Genomic DNA, 17,318 nt, shown 5'->3' on the forward strand with positions numbered 1-17,318 from the left:
TGCGGCGCCCGTGCGGCCGGTGAGGTCAGACGCGGGCGCCGTTGTCCGAATCGTCGTCGTGGATGACGTCGCGGCCCTCATGTTGCGCGATGAGGCCGCCGGCCCCGACAAGGACACACAACGCGGCCACGAGGCCGACGACGCCGACGATGTGCGGCAGACAGGCGGCGACGATGACGCCGACGACGCCGATCGCGAGAATCGCCGCGCATACGAGCTTCGAGGCGCGGATGCCGCTGAGCGATGGGTTCGGCGCCGAGAAGCCCATGCCGTCGTGGTCGAGGACGTCGTCGGCGTCGAGCCAGCTGCTCGTGTAGTCGCGCGGGCCGCGTCCCGCGCCGGTGAACGCCTCGTCGGACAGGTCGTCGACGGTGAGCACCGCCTTCTTCTCCTCGCGCTTGACGTGGCGGTCGAACCGCTTCGCCGTGCGCGAGCGCTCGACGTCCTCGAGCTCGCCTGCGTGGTCGTTGAGGAAGGCCTCCCAGTCGTCGTGCCCGGACGCATCGTCACGCCGGCTCGCGCCGCCGTCGTTGCTGCTATTGTTGAGGTCGGTCATGACCACTACTGTAGCAAGCGGAATGTGAAGCGCATAAGGAGACTTCGGATGCTGTACTGGTTTTTCGTCAAGACGCTCGGCCCGATCGCGCGGCGGCGCTTCAATCCGACGGCCGAGGGGCTGGCGAACATCCCGCATGAGGGGGGCGCGATCATCGCCGCGAACCATCTGGCCGTCATCGACGACGCGCTGCTGCCGCTGACCTGCCCGCGCATGATCCACTTCATGGGCAAGGCCGAGTACTTCGAGGGCAAGGGCCTCAAGGGACGGTTCAAGAAATGGTGGTTCACGTCGGTCGGCGTCTTCCCGGTGGACCGCTCCGGAGGATCCAAGTCGCTCGGCGCGCTCGAGCATGCACGCGAGATCATCGAGGACGGCGAGCTGTTCGGCATCCACATTGAAGGCACGCGCAGCCCCGACGGCCGCCTGTACAAGGGGCATACCGGCGCCGCGCGCCTCGCGCTCGAGACCGGCTGCCCGATCGTGCCGGCCGCGATCATCGGTTCGCGCGACCTGCAGAAGCCGGGGCAGGTCATCCCCGGCAAAGGCGTGAGCAAGGTCGTCTACGGCGAACCGATCAACGTCCCGAAGACGCCCGCTGACGAGGTCACGCATGATATGCTGCGCGCGCTCACCGACGAGGTCACACGCCGCATCGAGGCGATGAGCGGGCAGGAGTACGTGCCCGAATACGCGCAGGTCGTCAAGAAGCAGATGCAGCAGGAGCAGGCGACGATCGACGAGGCGGCGCATCCTGCACGATAGGCCGCGGACCGGGCGTTGGCCGGATGCGAGGAGGGGCGGCGTATCCGGGATGTGCGGGCCCGCGCGTCACACGACGCGGATCGTCACCGTCGTCGGCTCGCCGTCCTTCGTGCGCTTCGGCACGTCGGAACCGGCCTTCGGGTCCTGGCTTTGGACGAGGTGCAGCACCTCCGCGCCGGCGAGCGGCCTTTCGATCTTGACCTTGAAGCCGAGCGCCTCGAGCTCCTTGCGCGCCTCGTCCGTCGATTTGCGGACGACGTCGGGCATCTTCACGGTCTCCGGGCCCTTCGAGACCGTCACCGTGACCGCGTCGCCCCAGTGCAGCGTCGAGCCCGCGTCCTGGGATGTGTAGAGGACATGGCCCGCGGCGACGCTGTCGCTGTACTCCTCGTTGAACGTGACCTCGAGCTTGTCATTCTCGAGCGTCTTCTGCGCGTAGTCCTTCGTCTGTCCGATCAGATCGGGCATCTGCACCGGCATCGGGCCCTTCGACAGCACGACGCCGACGGTCTCGTTGTGCGCGATCGTCGTACCCGGATCCGGTGTGATGCTGATGAGCATGCCCTGCGGCACGTCGAGCGACCATTCGTCGGCGTCGTCCGAATGCTCGATGTGCTCGATGCCGGCCTGCTTGAGCACGGCGAGCGGGTCGTCGGACGACTTGATGTCCTCGGGGATCGTCACCTGCCGGATGCCGAGCGAGACGACGACCTTGACCTTCTGCTCGCGGCGTTTGCTCACATGCGCGTCGACGTAGGCCGGGTCGGTGGAGATGATGTCGCCCTCGGGCACGTCGTCGCTGTGGGCGCGACTCACCTCGTAGTCGATGTCCGAGACGTTGAGCGCGCTTTCGTAGCTCTTCCATTCGACGCCGGTGATCCTGCACGGCGCGTTCTGCTCGCATTTGAGCCCCTCCGGCTTCGGCATCGTGTTGTAGCTGCCGGGACCCGCGTAGTACCACCACGCCCAGGTGCCGCCGGCGGCGAGCACGGCGACGATCGCGACGATGATCCCGACGATGAGACCGATATGGCTTTTGCGCTGCGACTGCATCGCCGTCGGGCTGTCATCGCCGCCGAAGGGGGAGCCGGCAGCGGGGGATCCGGAGCCCGGGGCCGGCGACGGCATCGCGATCGTGCCGGTCGGATCGTCGTTGCCGCGCGGCGCGGTGCCGCTGTGCATGCGCGCCATCGGCTGCGCGGGCGACTGCGGACGCACATCGGGCTCCGGCTGCGCGGAGGGTTGCGGCTGCGCGTTCGCGGCGTTCGCGGCGAGCGCCGACATCGCCGTCGTCGGCTGCGGCTGCGCCGTCGGATCGTAACGGTAGCGCAGCGCGTCGGGCGGGAGCGTGCGCATGAGCTCCTGGAGGCGGTCGAGCGCGACCGACGCGTCGGCGGGGCGGTCGGCGACGTCGCGGTTCGTCAGGCTCGAGACGAAGCGCGCGACGCGCGGGTCGATGCCGGTGCACACGGTCGCGACCGACGGGACGTTCTCGTTGACGTGCTTGAAGACCATCGTCACCGGGTTGTCGGTCTGGAACGGCACACGGCCGGCGAGCATCTCCCAGGCCATGATGCCGACCGAGTAGCAGTCGCCCTGCGGCAGCGCCTCGTTGTCGCTGATCATCTCCGGCGCGAGGTACGCGGCCGTGCCCAGCAGCATGCCGGTCGACGAGAGCGTGGCCTGCGAGATCGCCTTCGCGAGGCCGAAGTCGGTGATCTGGACGCGGCCGCGGCTGTTGATCAGGATGTTCTCGGGCTTGATGTCGCGGTGCACGACGCGCGCCGCGTGCGCCGCCGCGAGTCCGCCGAGCGTCTCGGCGACGACGCGCAGCGTCTCGCGCACGCTGAACGTGCGCTTGCGCTGCATCTCGGCGCGCAGGTTGACGCCCTTGACGTATTCCATGACGAGGTAGTCGAGTCCGTCGTGCTCGCCGGTGTCGTAGACCTGGACGATGTTGGGGCTCGCGATCGAGGCGGCCGCGTTCGCCTCGCGGTGGAACCTCGCGATGAACTGCTCGCGGTACGGCCCCTGAGCGAGCTGCTGGTGCATGATCTTGAGCGCGACGTCGCGCCCGAGCCTGACGTCCACCGCCTGATAGACGGTGGCCATGCCGCCGTCCGCGATCTTGCGCACGATGCGGTAGCGGCCGTCGACGAGCCTGTCCTTGGGCATATCCTGCGCTTCACTCATGCTTGATCCGTCGTATCCCTTACCCGAAGATGGTGTGCGGCCATGACGGCCGATGACGAGGTCATTCTACATGGTGGTGTGCTGCTCATGCGCGCGCCGACTGAGGGATGAACCGCGCGCAGATCGCGGTCAGGCGTGCGGCCGCCCCGTCGTCGAGGCCCATCGCGCCGATCGCGGCGCACGTGCGCTCCCACATCTCGCCGATGCGCGCGTAGGAGCGCTCGATCGCGCCGGTCGAGCGCATCAGCGCCGTGACGCGCTCGACGTCCGACGCCCCGCGCCGGCGCTTCGCGTAGATGCGCGTGAGTTCGCGCGCCTCCTTCGGCGATGCGGCGCGCAACGCGTCCGACAGCAGCACGGTGCGCTTGCCCTCGCGGATGTCGCCGCCGACGGGCTTGCCGGTCTGCCTAGACGAGCCGATGACGTCGATGAGGTCGTCGGCGAGCTGGAAGGCGACGCCGAGCGGCCAGCCGATCGCCATCGCGTGGCGCGTCGCGTCCTCGTGGCCCATGCCGGATGCAAGGAACGCGAGTTCGAGCGGCGCGATCGTCGTGTAGCTCGCCGTCTTCCAGCGGAACACCTCGTAGGAGGCCTTGCCGAGCCTGTCGGGATCGTTCAACGGCATCCGCTCGATCGCCAGGTCGAGCACCTGGCCGACCTCCACCTCGTGGTGCATCGTGATGAACGTGCGGCGCAGGTCCCTCGACTGCGGGATGTCGAGCCGCTGGCTCGCGTCGTCCATGATCGCCGTGCAAGCGGTGGCGAGCAGGTCGCCAAGCATGACCCCCAATCCCCGTCCGATCGCCTCGCTGTGCGTCGCCTGTTCGAGCGCGCGGTGCGCCGACGGCTTGCCGCGGCGCAGGTCGGCGTCGTCGATGATGTCGTCGTGCACGAGCGCCGCCGTCTGGAACACCTCGATCGCGCAGGCGATGTCGAGCATCGCGGCGCGGCGCTCCTCGCCCGCGTCCGGCGCGAGCAGATCGTAGGTCTCGAGCGCGAGCAGCGCGCGCAGCCTTTTGCCCCCCTCGCTCGAGACGACGGCCTGATCGATCGTGCGTTCGAGCGTGTCGTCCAGCTCCGGCGGGATGTCGGCCTGCCGGGCCAGTCCCGCGTATTCGCGCACGAGCGCGCCGATTCGCGATTCGATCTGCTGCAAGTCAGTGGAGGGGCTCATAGCTGCCATTCACCCACAGCGTTGCGACAATCTCCGGCGTCCCGCGGCGGCCGCCGATCGCCGCCGACGGCGCATGGCGCGGCGGATTCCTCCGGACGCGAATTGTGGACAAGCGCACCGTCCGTACACAGGACCCGGTCCGGCTGGACACGGGCGGTCCGCCGCGGCGAGAGTGGAGAGGCGGCCGGTCCGGCGGATCGGTCGCGGCCGGCCGGGGCGGCCGGCGCAACAGGACCGACAGGACGAACGGAGGAGACGATGGACGAGACGATGGACGAGAGCATCGAACCGACCGAAGGCATCGGGACGGCCGGCGCGACGGTGGCCGGCAAGGCGCCGAGCGGCGCGGGGGAGGAGGACGGGGCGCCGCCGGACGTGGGCGCGCTGTTCGTGCCGCTCGGGGGATTCGAGCCGGGCGAGGAGCGGCTCGTCGACGAGCGCGACGCCGCGTGCTGCGAGAGACTGCACGAGCGCTACCGCGAGCGCTGCCGGGACCGCGGCCCCGGCGAGGCGACCGGCGAACGGTTCGCCGAGGTGTGCGCCGACTGGCTCGCATGGCTCGACGCCGACGGATTCGACCCCTTCGACTGCGAGGCGGACAAGCTGTGCGCGCTCGCCGTGCTGATGACCGACTCGCTCGCTGCGCGCGACGCGTTCATCATGACGCTCGTGGCTTCCCCCGACGCGCACGACGCGGCGGATTTCGTCGGCTTCGCCGTGCATCCGCACGCGCCCGGCAACGCCGCGCGGATGGAGCGCGAGCTCAACGCAGCGTTCGCGAAGCCGCAGCGGCCCGACGTCGAACGCATCCTGCGCGGCGTCGAGATCTGCGAGCGCGCCGCGCAGATCGTACCCGACGGTTTCGCCGCGCATCCGCTCGCCGTCGCCTCCTACGGGATGTGGTGGGTAGGCGACGCCCGTGCGCTCGAGACGGCGGCGCACGCGATCATGCTCGACGAGGGGATGCGCCTGGCCGGCATCATCCTGACGGCGCTGCTGCGCGGCGTCGTGCCGCAGTGGCTGGGGCGCCGGCCGTGAGGCGGCCGCCGGCATGCGCCCCGGCGTGGAATAATCGTCCCCGCGCCATGGTTAACTCACTTAGTGCGCGACTTGCCCTTGCCGTAACTATGCCCTCACGGGGGGATGCGGCGCGGGCGTCGCATGATCATGAGCGAGCAGGAGGAACAGTTTGGCCACGAAGCGAACGGCGAACACCACGGACAAGTCGGAAGACAAGGACACCTCCACCATCGAGGGCGCCTCCGCCACGCAGGAGACGTCGGCCAAGCCGGCGAAGCGCACGCGCAAAGGCTCGTCCGCCAAATCGGGCGCGGGCGAGGCGGCGGCGAGGAAGAAGGCCTCGTCGACCCGGGACGAGGCCACGAAGCAGCCGCGCAGGAGCACGGCGAAGAAGACCTCCAAGAAGGAGACGGCCAAGCGCTCCGCGCAGCCCGAGGACGACGAGGACGTGATGCTCGACGAGGACGACGAGCAGATCGACGAGGACAACCTCGACCTCGACGAGGACCTCGACGACGTCGACGGCCAGGACGTGGACGAGGACGACGAGGACGAGGAATCGGAACCGGAGCCCGAGGAGGACGACGAGGACGAGAAGAAGCCCGAGGAGCCCAAGGAGAAGGGCGCCTTCGTCGTGCGCGACGACGATGACGACGAGACGCTCGCCCCGACTGGCGCGAACCCGCGCCGCCACGTCGTCACGACCGGCGCGACGGCCGACCCGGTCAAGGACTACCTCAAGCAGATCGGCCGCGTCTCGCTGCTCAACGCCGAACAGGAGGTCGACCTGTCCGAACGCATCGAGGCGGGCCTGTACGCGCAGCATCTGCTCGACACCGAAGGCGACAAGCTCGACTTCAAGCGCAGGCGCGAGCTCAAATGGGCGGCCGCCGACGGCAAGAAGGCCAAGGACCACCTGCTCGAGGCGAACCTCAGGCTCGTCGTCTCGCTCGCCAAACGCTACACGGGACGCGGCATGCTCTTCCTCGACCTCATCCAGGAAGGCAACCTCGGCCTGATCCGCGCCGTCGAGAAGTTCGACTGGAAGAAGGGCTTCAAGTTCTCCACCTACGCGACCTGGTGGATCCGCCAGGCGATCACGCGCGCGATGGCCGACCAGGCGCGCACGATCCGCGTGCCGGTGCACATGGTCGAGGTGATCAACAAGCTGTCGCGCGTCCAGCGCCAGATGCTGCAGGACCTCGGACGCGAACCCACGCCCGACGAGCTCGCGCGCGAGCTCGACATGCCGGTCGAGAAGGTGCAGGAGGTGCAGAAGTACGGCCGCGAGCCGATCTCGCTGCACACGCCGCTCGGCGAGGACGGCGATTCGGAGTTCGGCGACCTCATCGAGGACACCGACGCGATCGCGCCGTCGGACGCCGTCGCCTTCTCGCTGCTGCAGGAGCAGTTCCGACAGGTGCTCGAGACGCTCTCGCCGCGCGAGGCCGGCGTCATCAAGATGCGCTACGGCCTCGAGGACGGCCAGCCGAAGACGCTCGACGACATCGGCCGCGTCTACGGCGTGACGCGTGAGCGCATCCGCCAGATCGAGTCGAAGACGATGTCGAAGCTGCGCCATCCGTCGCGTTCGCAGACGTTGCGCGACTTCCTCGACCAGTGACGTCGTCCGGCGGACGGACGACGACGCGGCGGGCCGCACGGGACGGCCGTCGCGGCGCAAGAGCGCGGGCCGTGCGGCTGCGCGCTCTTTTGCATGACGGCCCTTTGGCATGACAGACGGGCGGCCCCACGGCCGCCGCAACCCAGGAAGGCGGAAGATGGCGAAGAAAGACTACGGCGCCGACTCGCTGACGGTCCTCGAAGGCCTCGACGCGGTGCGCAAACGCCCCGGCATGTACATCGGCACGACCGACACCCAGGGCCTCATGCACTGCCTGTGGGAGATCATCGACAACGCCGTCGACGAGGCGCTCGCCGGCGCGTGCACGCACATCACCGTCACGCTGCACAAGGACGGCTCGGTCGAGGTCGCCGACAACGGGCGCGGCATCCCGGTCGACGTCGAGCCGAAGACGAAGCTCACCGGCGTCGAGGTCGTGCTCACGAAGCTGCACGCCGGCGCGAAGTTCGGCAACGCCTCGTACAACGCGGCCGGCGGCCTGCACGGCGTCGGCTCGTCGGTCGTCAACGCGCTGAGCTCAAGGCTCGACGTCGAGGTCGACCGCAACGGCAACACGTACCATATGGCCTTCCATCAGGGGCATCCGGGCGTCTACTCCGACGCCGACCCGGAGCACCCGTCGCCGGACGCGCCGTTCAAGAAGACGCGCAAGAACCGGCCGACCGAACTCGAGATCATCGGACACGTCACGCCGAAGACCACCGGCACGCGCATCCGCTATTGGGCCGATCCGGAGATCTTCAACGACACGGCGCGCTTCGACTACGACCAGCTCATCGACCGCGTGCGCCAGACGAGCTTCCTCGTGCCGGGACTCAAGATCGACGTCATCGACGAACGCATCGGTGAGACCGGCGACGAGCGGGTCGACGAGCTCATCGAGGACGACGTCGTCGCCGCGCGGGCCGCGGCCGCGGAGGGCTCCGACGACGAGGACGCCGCGATCGAACGCGCCGAGGCCGGCGACGACGCGATCGCGCGCACCGAGGCCGAGAACGCGCAGCAGAGGGCCGAGGCCGGCGTCGCGACGACGCTCGAGCCCGAGGTCGCGCCGACGCGGTCCGCGGCGCCGACGCCCGGGCATCGCAGGATCGAGGAGTTCCGCCACACCGGCGGCGTCGTCGACTTCGTCGACTTCCTTTCGCACGGCGAGCCGGTCTCGAACATCTGGAGGATCACCGGGCAGGGCACCTACCACGAGGAGACGCAGGCCGTCGACGAGCACGGCGACCTGCATGCGCAGGACGTCACTCGCACATGCGACGTCGACATCGCGCTGCGCTGGGTCAACGGATACGACACGACGATCCGCAGCTTCGTCAACGTCGTGGCGACGCCCGGCGGAGGCATGCACGTCGACGGCTTCCTCAACGCCGTCACCAGGCAGGTGCGCAAGGCGGTCGAGGACAACGCGCGCAAGCTCAAGGTGAACCTCAAGGACCCGAAGATGAAGGTCGAGCGCGACGACATCCTCGCCGGCCTCGTCGCCGTCGTCACCGTGCGCATCGCCGAGCCGCAGTTCCAGGGGCAGACGAAGGACGTGCTCGGCACCGCGCAGGTCAAGCCGGTCGTCACGCGCATCGTCGACAAGCAGTTCGCCGAGATGATCACCGGCTCCAGGCGCGGCTACAAGGAGCAGTCGTCGCGTGTGCTCGAGAAGATCGTCGGCGAGATGCACGCGCGCATCCAGGCGCGCAAGACGAAGGAGGTCGCGCGCCGCAAGACCGCGCTCGAATCGGCGAGCATGCCGCCCAAGCTCTCCGACTGCCAGCCGGGCAACGACGACGTCGCCGAACTGTTCATCGTCGAGGGCGATTCGGCGCTCGGCACGGCGAAGGCGGCGCGCAACTCGGCGTTCCAGGCGCTGCTGCCGATCCGCGGCAAGATCCTCAACGTGCAGAAGGCGTCGCTCGCGCAGATGCTGTCCAACAAGGAGTGCGCGGCGATCATCCAGGTCGTCGGCGCCGGTTCGGGCGCCTCCTTCGACCTCGAGCAGGCGCGCTACAACAAGGTCATCATGATGACCGACGCCGACGTCGACGGCGCGCACATCCGCACGCTGCTGCTCACGCTGTTCTACCGCTACATGCGTCCGCTCATCGAGGCCGGCCATGTGTACGCGGCCGTGCCGCCGCTGCACCGCATCGCGCTGACCGGGTCGCGCAAGGGCGAATACATCTACACGTACTCCGACGACGAGCTCGCCGGCAGGCTCGAACAGCTCGACCGCGACCATATCGGCTACGCCGACGACATCCAGCGCTACAAGGGTTTGGGCGAGATGGACGCGAACCAGCTCGCCGACACGACGATGGACCCTCGCACGCGTCTGCTGCGCCGCATCCGCATGGAGGACGCCGAACGCGCATCCGGCATCTTCAGCCTGCTCATGGGCGACGAGGTGCCACCGCGCAGGCAGTTCATCGTCGACAACGCCGACGACTTCGACCGTTCGAAGATCGACACCTGATCCGTCGCCGAACGCGTCCATCGGCCGGCGCCGCGCGGCGGATCAGCGGCGACGGCCGGCGATTGCGCGGCGGTAGACCTCCTCGACCTGGTCGGCGACCGTCGCCACGTCGTAGCGGGCGAGCAGCGCCAGTTCGCGTTCATGCAGCGCCTGCGCCCATGCGGGGTCGGTCAGCGCGCGGCGGATGCGTTCGGCGAGGACGCGCGCATGGTCGGCGCCGACGTCGAAGAGCGCGTCCTCTTCGCCCAGCAGCGTCGAACGGTAGCCGGGATTGTCCCCGGCGAGCGTGACGCCCGCTCCCGACGCGATCGCCTCGAGCAGCACGATGCCGAAGGATTCGCCGCCGGTGGCGGGGAAGACGGCGACGTCGGCGTCCGCGAGCAGCGCCGGCTTGTCCTCCTCCTCGACGAAACCGAGGAACTCGACCGGCGTGCGCAGCGCCTCGGCGCGCCGGCGGCATTCGTCGAGAAGCGGCCCTTTGCCGGCGAACCTGACATGGAAGCCTTCGGGGAACATGTTGTGTTTCTCGCCGTATGCGATCGCGTCGAGCAGCAGCTCGGCGCCTTTGCGCGGCACGAAGCGTCCGAGAAACACCGTGAGCGGGCCGTCGGACGCCGATGGGCGCCCCGTGGCCGCGTCGGCGAACTTGCGTACATCGACGGGGTTGGGGATGACGACGCCGCGCACGTGCGCCGTCGTCTCGGCATAGCGCGCGGCGACCTGCGAGACGGCGACGACCTCGTCGACGCGCCTGTGCGTCGGCGCGTCGATCATGCCGAGCAGACGGCCTCCGACGCGCGACGCCAGATCGGCGGAGGCGATGTGGTAGGTCGCGACGACGCCGGTGGACGGCGCGGCGAGCGACAGCACGCGCCCGGCCATGAACGGGCTGTACGGGGCCTGCACATGCAGGATGTCGAAGCCGTGGGCGGCGAGCGTGCGCCGGATCCGCGCGCGGCTCGCCGGCAGCGGGATGCGCATGCGGTTGCCGTTGAAGCGCACCATGACGTTGCGCGAGAGGGGATGGGTGTTCGGGACGGGGGAATCGTGCGTCTCGCCGACGAGGTAGTGCACGTCGTGGCCGCGACGGCGCAGCTCCTCGCCGATCGTGACGATATGCTGCTGTACGCCGTCGAGCACGTCGAGCGTGTCGTCGAAGACGAATCCGATGGTCAAAGGCATAGGCGCCAGTCTATGCCCGTGAAACGACGGGCGCGGCGCGCGGCGCATCCGGAGGACGCACGATGATTTTCTTGTCGGGGGAATATAATTATGCCCGTCCACCCGCGTTCCGCACGTTCCCGTGTCACGTTCCGCTACAAGGAGGCGCCATGGCCAACCTGCTGCTGGCGATCATCTATCTCGCGTTCATCTCGCTTGGGCTGCCCGACGGCCTGCTCGGCGCCGCGTGGCCGACGATGAGCGGCCAGCTCGGCGCGCCGCTGTCCTGGGCCGGCGGCGTCTCGATGGTCATCAGCGCCGGCACTATCGTCTCCGCGCTGCTGAGCGACCGGCTGACGCTGCGCTTCGGCGCAGGGCGCGTGACGGCCGCGTCGGTCGGGCTGACGGCGTTCGCGCTGTTCGGCTTCTCGGTCGCGCCGAACTACTGGACGCTGCTGCTGATGGCCGTCCCGTACGGGTTGGGCGCCGGTGGCGTCGACGCCGCCCTGAACAACTATGTGGCCGTCCACTACACGAGCCGGCACATGAGCTGGCTGCACTGCATGTGGGGCGTCGGCGCGCTGCTCGGCCCGTACATGATGGGCTTCGCGCTCTCGCGCCAATACGGCTGGCAATGGGGGTACCGCTCGGTCGGCGTGCTGCAGGTCGTGCTGACCATCGTCCTCGTATGCAGCCTGCCGCTATGGCGCAGGCGCGCGGCCTCGCCGATGCAGGCCGCCCGGGCGCTTGACGCGAGCGACGATCCGGGTCCGACGGTGGCGGCGGCCGGCGAGGAAACGCGCAGGCCGCTCGGTCTGGCCGGCGTGCTGCGCATCCGCGGCGCCGCGCAGATCCTCATCATGTTCTTCTGCTACTGCTCGATCGAGCAGACGACGATCCTGTGGGCGAGCAGCTACATGGCCGGCGTCGACCATGTGGACCTGCAGGCGGCCGCGAACTACGCGAGCCTCGTCTTCATCGGCATCACCGTCGGACGCTTCGTCAGCGGCTTCGCGACGATGCGGCTCAGCGACGCGCAGATGATCCGGCTCGGCGCCGCGATCATCGTCGCCGGCGTCGTGCTGCTGGCGCTGCCGGTGCCGGGCGTGTGGAACTCGGTCGCCGGTTTCGTCGTCATCGGCCTTGGCTGCGCGCCGGTCTACCCGTGCATCATCCATTCGACGCCGGCGTATTTCGGCGCCGACCGGTCGCAGGCGATCGTCGGCGTGCAGATGGCGAGCGCCTACGTCGGCACGATGCTGATGCCGCCGCTGTTCGGCCTGCTCGCGCAGCATACGACGCTCAGGCTGCTGCCGTGGTACCTGCTCGTGTTCACCGCGGGGCTGATCGCCATGCACGAATGGCTGCGCGCCAAGACCCGCGCCAAAGCGGACTTCACCGCACATTGAACCGGGTTGCGCGCCGTTCGCACTGGGCGTGCGTGGGTGGGCAAACCCGCGCCGCCGCTTTACGATGGGCACCATGGCACACGAACAGACACACGCGGGCGTGCTGCGCGCTGGCGCGCCCGCCGCAACGCCACAGGTCATCCTCGGTTTTCTGGCCATCGGCCTGCCCGAGGCGCTGCTCGGCGCCTCATGGCCGGCCATGGGCGCGGGGGTGGGCGCGCCACTCGTGGCCGTGGTCGGCATCGCCGCGGTCATCGCCGCAGGTTGCGCCGCGGCGGCGATATACGCGGAGCCGGTGGTGCGCCGGGTCGGTTCCGGGCGCACGGTCGACATGGGCGTGGCCCTCACCGTGCTCGCGCTGTCGGGGTTCTCATTCGCGCCGCATTATTGGGCGCTGCTTGTATTCGCGCTGCCGTATGGCATTGGATCGGGCATGCTTGTGGTGGCGTTGAACGCGTATGTGGCCGTGCGTTCGGCGAACGCGCACATCACCTGGCTGCATACGACGAGCGCGTTCGGCGCGCTCGTGGGTCACACGGTGCTCGGCTGGATCATCGCGAACGGTGCCGACTGGCGCTGGGCGTACCGCACGATCGGCCTTGTGCAACTTGCGCTCGCCATGGTGCTTGCGGCAGGCACACGGCGATGGCATGACCGCCTGAGTCCGGCCCAGATCGCCCGTTTGGGTGAAACGCCGTACGCACAGGGGGACTGGCGGCACGACATGCGCCGGCCACATGCGGTGCATGCGCTCATGGCGATGCCTGCGGCGGTGGCTGTGCTCGTCTTGTTGTTCGCCGCCACATCGGTGGAGCAGACGACGATGCTGTGGGCCAGCAGTTACATGGTGCACGCCGGCGGCATGTCCATCCATACGGCGGGCGTCTACGCCAATCTGTTCTTTGTGGGTCTCGTCGTCGGCTCTGTTGTGGCGGGCGTTGTGGCGCTCAGGGTGCGCGATGTATGGATGGTCGCTGGTGGCATCGCCGTGCTGATCGGCGCGGTTGCGCTGATGGTGGTGCCGGTTGCGGGCCTGTGGCGCGCGCTGACCGCGCCGGTGCTGCTGGGGGCGGGCTGTGCGCCAATCGCGCCGGCCGTCGTGCATGCCACTCCGCGCTTGTTTGGCGCGGCGAGCACACCGGCGATGATCGGGGTGCAGACCGCCGCGGTCTCGATGGCCACGTTGGTCAGCCCCGTGCTGTTCGCCTGGGTGGAACGCGCGGCGGGGTCGATGCATGCGCTGCCGTGGTATCTGCTGGTGTTCACGGTGATTGCGCTCGCGGCATATGCGTGCGTTCTGCGCGTGGTGCGCTTGCATGCACTCGGCGAGTGACGGATAATCGAACATATGTGCGAATGTTTGGAGAGTTTCTCCGCCCCCACCCGGGCATGGTTCGAGCGCAGCTTCGGTGGACCCACAGAGGCGCAGCGTCTGGCGTGGCCGGCGATCCATCATGGCGAGAACGTGCTCGTCATCGCGCCCACGGGTTCAGGCAAAACGCTTTCGGCGTTCCTTGCGGCGATCGACGGCATCATCGACCGCAACGCGCGTGCGGACAGCGCCGAGGAAGGTCGCAAACGGCGGCGCAAAGGGGTGCGTGTGCTTTACATCTCCCCGCTCAAGGCATTGGGCGTGGATGTCGCGAAGAACCTCGAAACGCCGCTCAACGGCATTCGTGAGGAATATGCGCGCATGGGACTGTCCGTGCCTGAGGTCTCGGTCGCCATGCGCAGCGGTGATTCGACGCCGCAGGAACGGCGTGCGATCGTCAGCAGGCCGCCGGACATCCTGGTGACGACGCCGGAATCGCTGTACCTGATGCTCACATCGAAGGCGCGCACCGTGCTCGACACCGTGCAGACGGTGATCCTCGACGAAGTGCATGCCGTGGCCGGCACCAAGCGGGGGGCCCACCTCGCGTTGAGTCTGGAACGGCTCGACGACCGGCTGGAGACTCCACCACAGCGCATCGGACTTTCCGCCACCGTGAACCCTGTTGATGAAGCCGCGGCGTTCCTCGGCGGCGGCAGGCCCGTTACGATCGCCCAAGCGAGCGGCAGGGCGGCACTCGACCTCAAGGTCGTGGAGCCGGCAAGCCGCATGGGTGACGGCGGCGGCAGGACGGACACCGCAAAATCCCATGCACCGCAGTCTTCCAACTCAATCACCGGCGTCACGCCGGCAATGCGGCGGCTGGCGGAACGCAAGGCCCGTGAAGCCGGTCGGACGCCAACCGCGGCGCCGTCGTCTGCCGCCCATCGAGATGGGATCACGGACCGAGCTGGCAGCGAGGCGCCGGCGCCGGTCGCCGCAAACGCCGGACCCACCGCCTCGGTCTGGCCACTGATCCAACGCAGCGTGCTCGACGAAGTACTTGCACACCGCACGACGCTCGTTTTCGTGAACTCGCGTGGACTCGCCGAACGGTTCACGGCCCAGCTCAACGACCTCTACTTGGAGCGGCAGGGCAAAAGCCCCGACCTGTCGAACGAGCCGGCGCATTACGGGTCGCTCATCGGATCGACGACGAAACTCGTCGGTCCCGTGGCGCCGCAGGACGCCATCGCGATGGCGCATCACGGCTCCGTATCGAAAGACCGGCGCAAACAGATCGAAGAGCAGCTCAAAGCGGGCAAACTCAAATGCGTCGTAGCCACAAGCAGCCTCGAATTGGGCATCGACATGGGGTCGGTCGATCTGGTCATCCAATTGGCGCCACCGCTGTCGGTGTCGTCCGGCCTGCAACGTGTGGGACGAGCCGACCACCGCGTGGGCGGGGTGTCTCATGCACTCATCTACCCGGTGACGCGCGAACAGATCATCGGCGCCGCCGCGAGCGTCGAAAGCATGCTCGCCGGCGCCATCGAGCCGCTGCGTGTGCCCAACAGCCCACTCGACGTGCTCGCGCAGCAGACGGTGGCCGCCGCGAGCCTCGAGCCGATCAGCGCCGATGCATGGTTCCGCACCGTGCGCCGCGCCGCCCCGTACCGCACGCTGCAGCGCGACATGTTCGACGCCATGGTGGGCATGGTCACCGGCACCTATAACGGTGAGGAGTTCTCCGCGTTCCGGCCCCCACTCGTGTTCGAGGAGGAATCCGGCATGCTCGCCGCCCGCCAAGGGGCGCAGCGCCTCGCGGTGACCAGTGGCGGCACGATCCCCGACCGCGGTCTCTACACGGTGGTGCTTCCCGAAGGGGAGGCCGGTACGGGCCCGCGGCGCGTCGGCGAACTCGACGAGGAGATGGTGTATGAATCGCGCGTCGGTGACATCATCACCTTGGGCACCACATCCTGGCAGATTCAGGAGATCACCAACGACCGCGTGATCGTACTGCCGGCCCCCGGGCGCAGCGCGCGCCTGCCGTTTTGGCATGGCGACGGCGGCGGCCGCGATTACCGTTTCGGTCTGTCGCAAGGCCAATGGGTGCACGACGTGGCGCAGGGGCTTGTGGGTGCCGGCCAGACGCACCCCGATGCCCCGCACGCCCCCGGCCCGCGCTTCACGAATGCCGTGCAGGCCCGCCTTGTCCAAGATGGCCTCGACGCCAACGCGATCGACAACCTGGCACGGCTGCTGGCCGAGCAGCGCGCCGCCACCGGCGTGGTGCCCGACGCCACGCATGTGGTGATCGAACGCTGCCGCGACGAGGAAGGCGACTGGCGCATCGTCGTGCACACGCCATTCGGCAGGCGCGTGCACGAGCCATGGGCGCTCGCGATCAACGCCCGGCTGTTGCAGCGCTATGCCGTTGACGGCCAGATCTATGCGGCTGACGATGGCATCCTCATCCGTCTGCCCGACGGCGACGGCCGCATCGACATCGCGTCGCTCATCGCGTTCGACCCGGACGACATCCAACGCATCGTCGAGGCGCAGGTCTCGGGCAGCGTGCTGTTCGCCGCGCGGTTCCGCGAATGCGCGGCGCGCGCGCTGTTCATGCCACGCACCGATCCGGGCAAGCGGGTCCCACTATGGCAGCAGCGCCTGAGGGCTACCCAGTTGCTCACGGCGGCGCGGACGCACAAGAACTTCCCCCTGCTGCTGGAGACCGCGCGTGAATGCCTGCAGGACGTCTACGACGTGCCCGCCCTTCGTGAGGTGCTGACACGCATGCAGGCGGGGCTGATCGACGTGCACAGCGCGGAGACGTCGACGCCGTCGCCGATGGCCGAACAACTGCTGTTCGGCTTCGTCGGCTCGGTCATGTACCAATACGACGTGCCGCAGGCGGAGCGCGACGCGCGGCTGCTGTCGATGGATCCGGAGGTGCTCGAACGGCTGCTCGGCTCCGACGATTTCGCCTCGGTGCTCGACGACGCCGTCATCGACGAGGTCGCCGCTACGCTCGCGAAGCGGACGTTCTGGAACGCGCTCGCCGACGGCGACGTGCGCGGCCGCGTGCACCGCTATCTGTCGACGCACGGGCCGTTCACGGCCGACATGATGATCGCCGACCTGCGGTTGCCGGCCGAGGCCTGCGTCGACGAGCTCAACGCGCTGCGGGCCGCCGGCGAGGCGCTCACCGGACGCTTCGATGACCGTCTGCCCGCCGACGTGCCGCAATGGGTGGCGCGCGACGTGCTCAAACGCATCCGCTCACGCTCGCTCGCCAAGGCGCGCAAGGCCGTCAAGCCGGTCGCCGCCGCCGACTTCCAGCGTTTCGTGCTCGAACGGCAGGGCGTCAGCTCGGCCGGCGGCCAGCGTTTCGATGGCGTCGACGGCGTCATGAGGGTCATCGAGCAGCTCGAGGGTGTCGCATTGCCGATCGACGTGTGGGAGCGGGCAGTGTTCCCGGCGCGCGTGCGCGACTATGCGCCGTCGATGCTCGACGAGCTCGTCGCCGCCGGCGAGGTCGTCTGGGTCGGCGCGGGAGGTGCGCCGTCATCGTCCTCGCCATCCTCGGCGGACGGTCTCGGGGCGG

The 17,318-nt window shown here is 68.8% G+C and carries 11 protein-coding genes; 7 read left to right on the forward strand and 4 right to left on the reverse strand.

The window, feature by feature from the left end:
* Positions 1-25: 25 nt before the first annotated feature.
* Complete coding sequence (locus tag B1400_RS07345) at positions 26-556, reverse strand: hypothetical protein (RefSeq protein WP_095613768.1); 531 nt, start codon at positions 554-556, stop codon at positions 26-28.
* A gap of 48 nt (positions 557-604) precedes the next feature.
* Here B1400_RS07345 and B1400_RS07350 point away from each other — a divergent pair, with 48 nt between their 5' ends.
* A complete protein-coding gene (locus B1400_RS07350; protein ID WP_095613769.1) occupies positions 605-1,321 on the forward strand; it encodes a lysophospholipid acyltransferase family protein in 717 nt (238 codons plus the stop codon).
* Between the two features lie 66 nt (positions 1,322-1,387).
* Here B1400_RS07350 and B1400_RS07355 read toward each other — a convergent pair whose 3' ends face one another.
* Together B1400_RS07355 and B1400_RS07360 are read right to left on the reverse strand one after the other, a co-directional pair.
* The gene (locus B1400_RS07355; RefSeq protein WP_095613770.1) at positions 1,388-3,514 is read right to left on the reverse strand and encodes a Stk1 family PASTA domain-containing Ser/Thr kinase; all 2,127 of its coding nucleotides are present in this window, start codon (positions 3,512-3,514) and stop codon (positions 1,388-1,390) included.
* An 85-nt stretch (positions 3,515-3,599) separates the two neighbouring features.
* Entirely contained in the window at positions 3,600-4,688 is a 1,089-nt protein-coding gene (locus B1400_RS07360; RefSeq protein WP_095613771.1) for a polyprenyl synthetase family protein, read from the reverse strand.
* Positions 4,689-4,946: 258 nt separating this feature from the next.
* Here B1400_RS07360 and B1400_RS07365 point away from each other — a divergent pair, with 258 nt between their 5' ends.
* The 3 genes from B1400_RS07365 (at position 4,947) to B1400_RS07375 (ending at position 9,823) form a co-directional block, all read left to right on the forward strand.
* Complete coding sequence (locus tag B1400_RS07365) at positions 4,947-5,726, forward strand: hypothetical protein (RefSeq protein WP_095613772.1); 780 nt, start codon at positions 4,947-4,949, stop codon at positions 5,724-5,726.
* 151 nt (positions 5,727-5,877) lie between these two features.
* Entirely contained in the window at positions 5,878-7,332 is a 1,455-nt protein-coding gene (locus B1400_RS07370) for an RNA polymerase sigma factor (RefSeq protein WP_095613773.1), read from the forward strand.
* Positions 7,333-7,489: 157 nt separating this feature from the next.
* Positions 7,490-9,823, forward strand: coding sequence for a DNA gyrase/topoisomerase IV subunit B (locus tag B1400_RS07375; RefSeq protein WP_095613774.1), 2,334 nt, complete (start codon positions 7,490-7,492; stop codon positions 9,821-9,823).
* 42 nt (positions 9,824-9,865) lie between these two features.
* On the opposite strand, the gene B1400_RS07380 is transcribed toward B1400_RS07375, so the two are convergent.
* Complete coding sequence (locus B1400_RS07380; protein ID WP_095613775.1) at positions 9,866-11,005, reverse strand: glycosyltransferase family 4 protein; 1,140 nt, start codon at positions 11,003-11,005, stop codon at positions 9,866-9,868.
* A 149-nt stretch (positions 11,006-11,154) separates the two neighbouring features.
* On the opposite strand from B1400_RS07380, the gene B1400_RS07385 reads away from it, so the two are divergent.
* The 3 genes from B1400_RS07385 to B1400_RS07395 all read left to right on the forward strand — a co-directional run.
* Positions 11,155-12,393, forward strand: a complete 1,239-nt coding sequence (locus B1400_RS07385; RefSeq protein ID WP_095613776.1) for an MFS transporter — start codon at positions 11,155-11,157, stop codon at positions 12,391-12,393.
* A gap of 73 nt (positions 12,394-12,466) precedes the next feature.
* Positions 12,467-13,726: an MFS transporter gene (locus B1400_RS07390; RefSeq protein ID WP_095613777.1), complete on the forward strand. Its 1,260-nt coding sequence runs from the start codon at positions 12,467-12,469 to the stop codon at positions 13,724-13,726.
* A gap of 15 nt (positions 13,727-13,741) precedes the next feature.
* The coding region (locus B1400_RS07395; protein WP_095613780.1) for a DEAD/DEAH box helicase at positions 13,742-17,318 on the forward strand (3,577 nt) is incomplete at its 3' end.

It is taken from the genome of Bifidobacterium italicum (genome assembly GCF_002286915.1).
GTDB classification, from domain to species: Bacteria; Actinomycetota; Actinomycetes; order Actinomycetales; family Bifidobacteriaceae; genus Bifidobacterium; species Bifidobacterium italicum.

Excerpts from the sequence above, each read along its gene's own strand:
- B1400_RS07345 (WP_095613768.1), bottom strand. The coding sequence starts at position 556 with ATGACCGACCTCAACAATAGCAGCAACGACGGCGGCGCGAGCCGGCGT.
- B1400_RS07350 (WP_095613769.1), top strand. The coding sequence starts at position 605 with ATGCTGTACTGGTTTTTCGTCAAGACGCTCGGCCCGATCGCGCGGCGG.
- B1400_RS07355 (WP_095613770.1), bottom strand. The coding sequence starts at position 3,514 with ATGAGTGAAGCGCAGGATATGCCCAAGGACAGGCTCGTCGACGGCCGC.
- B1400_RS07360 (WP_095613771.1), bottom strand. The coding sequence starts at position 4,688 with ATGAGCCCCTCCACTGACTTGCAGCAGATCGAATCGCGAATCGGCGCG.
- B1400_RS07365 (WP_095613772.1), top strand. The coding sequence starts at position 4,947 with ATGGACGAGACGATGGACGAGAGCATCGAACCGACCGAAGGCATCGGG.
- B1400_RS07375 (WP_095613774.1), top strand. The coding sequence starts at position 7,490 with ATGGCGAAGAAAGACTACGGCGCCGACTCGCTGACGGTCCTCGAAGGC.
- B1400_RS07380 (WP_095613775.1), bottom strand. The coding sequence starts at position 11,005 with ATGCCTTTGACCATCGGATTCGTCTTCGACGACACGCTCGACGTGCTC.
- B1400_RS07385 (WP_095613776.1), top strand. The coding sequence starts at position 11,155 with ATGGCCAACCTGCTGCTGGCGATCATCTATCTCGCGTTCATCTCGCTT.
- B1400_RS07390 (WP_095613777.1), top strand. The coding sequence starts at position 12,467 with ATGGCACACGAACAGACACACGCGGGCGTGCTGCGCGCTGGCGCGCCC.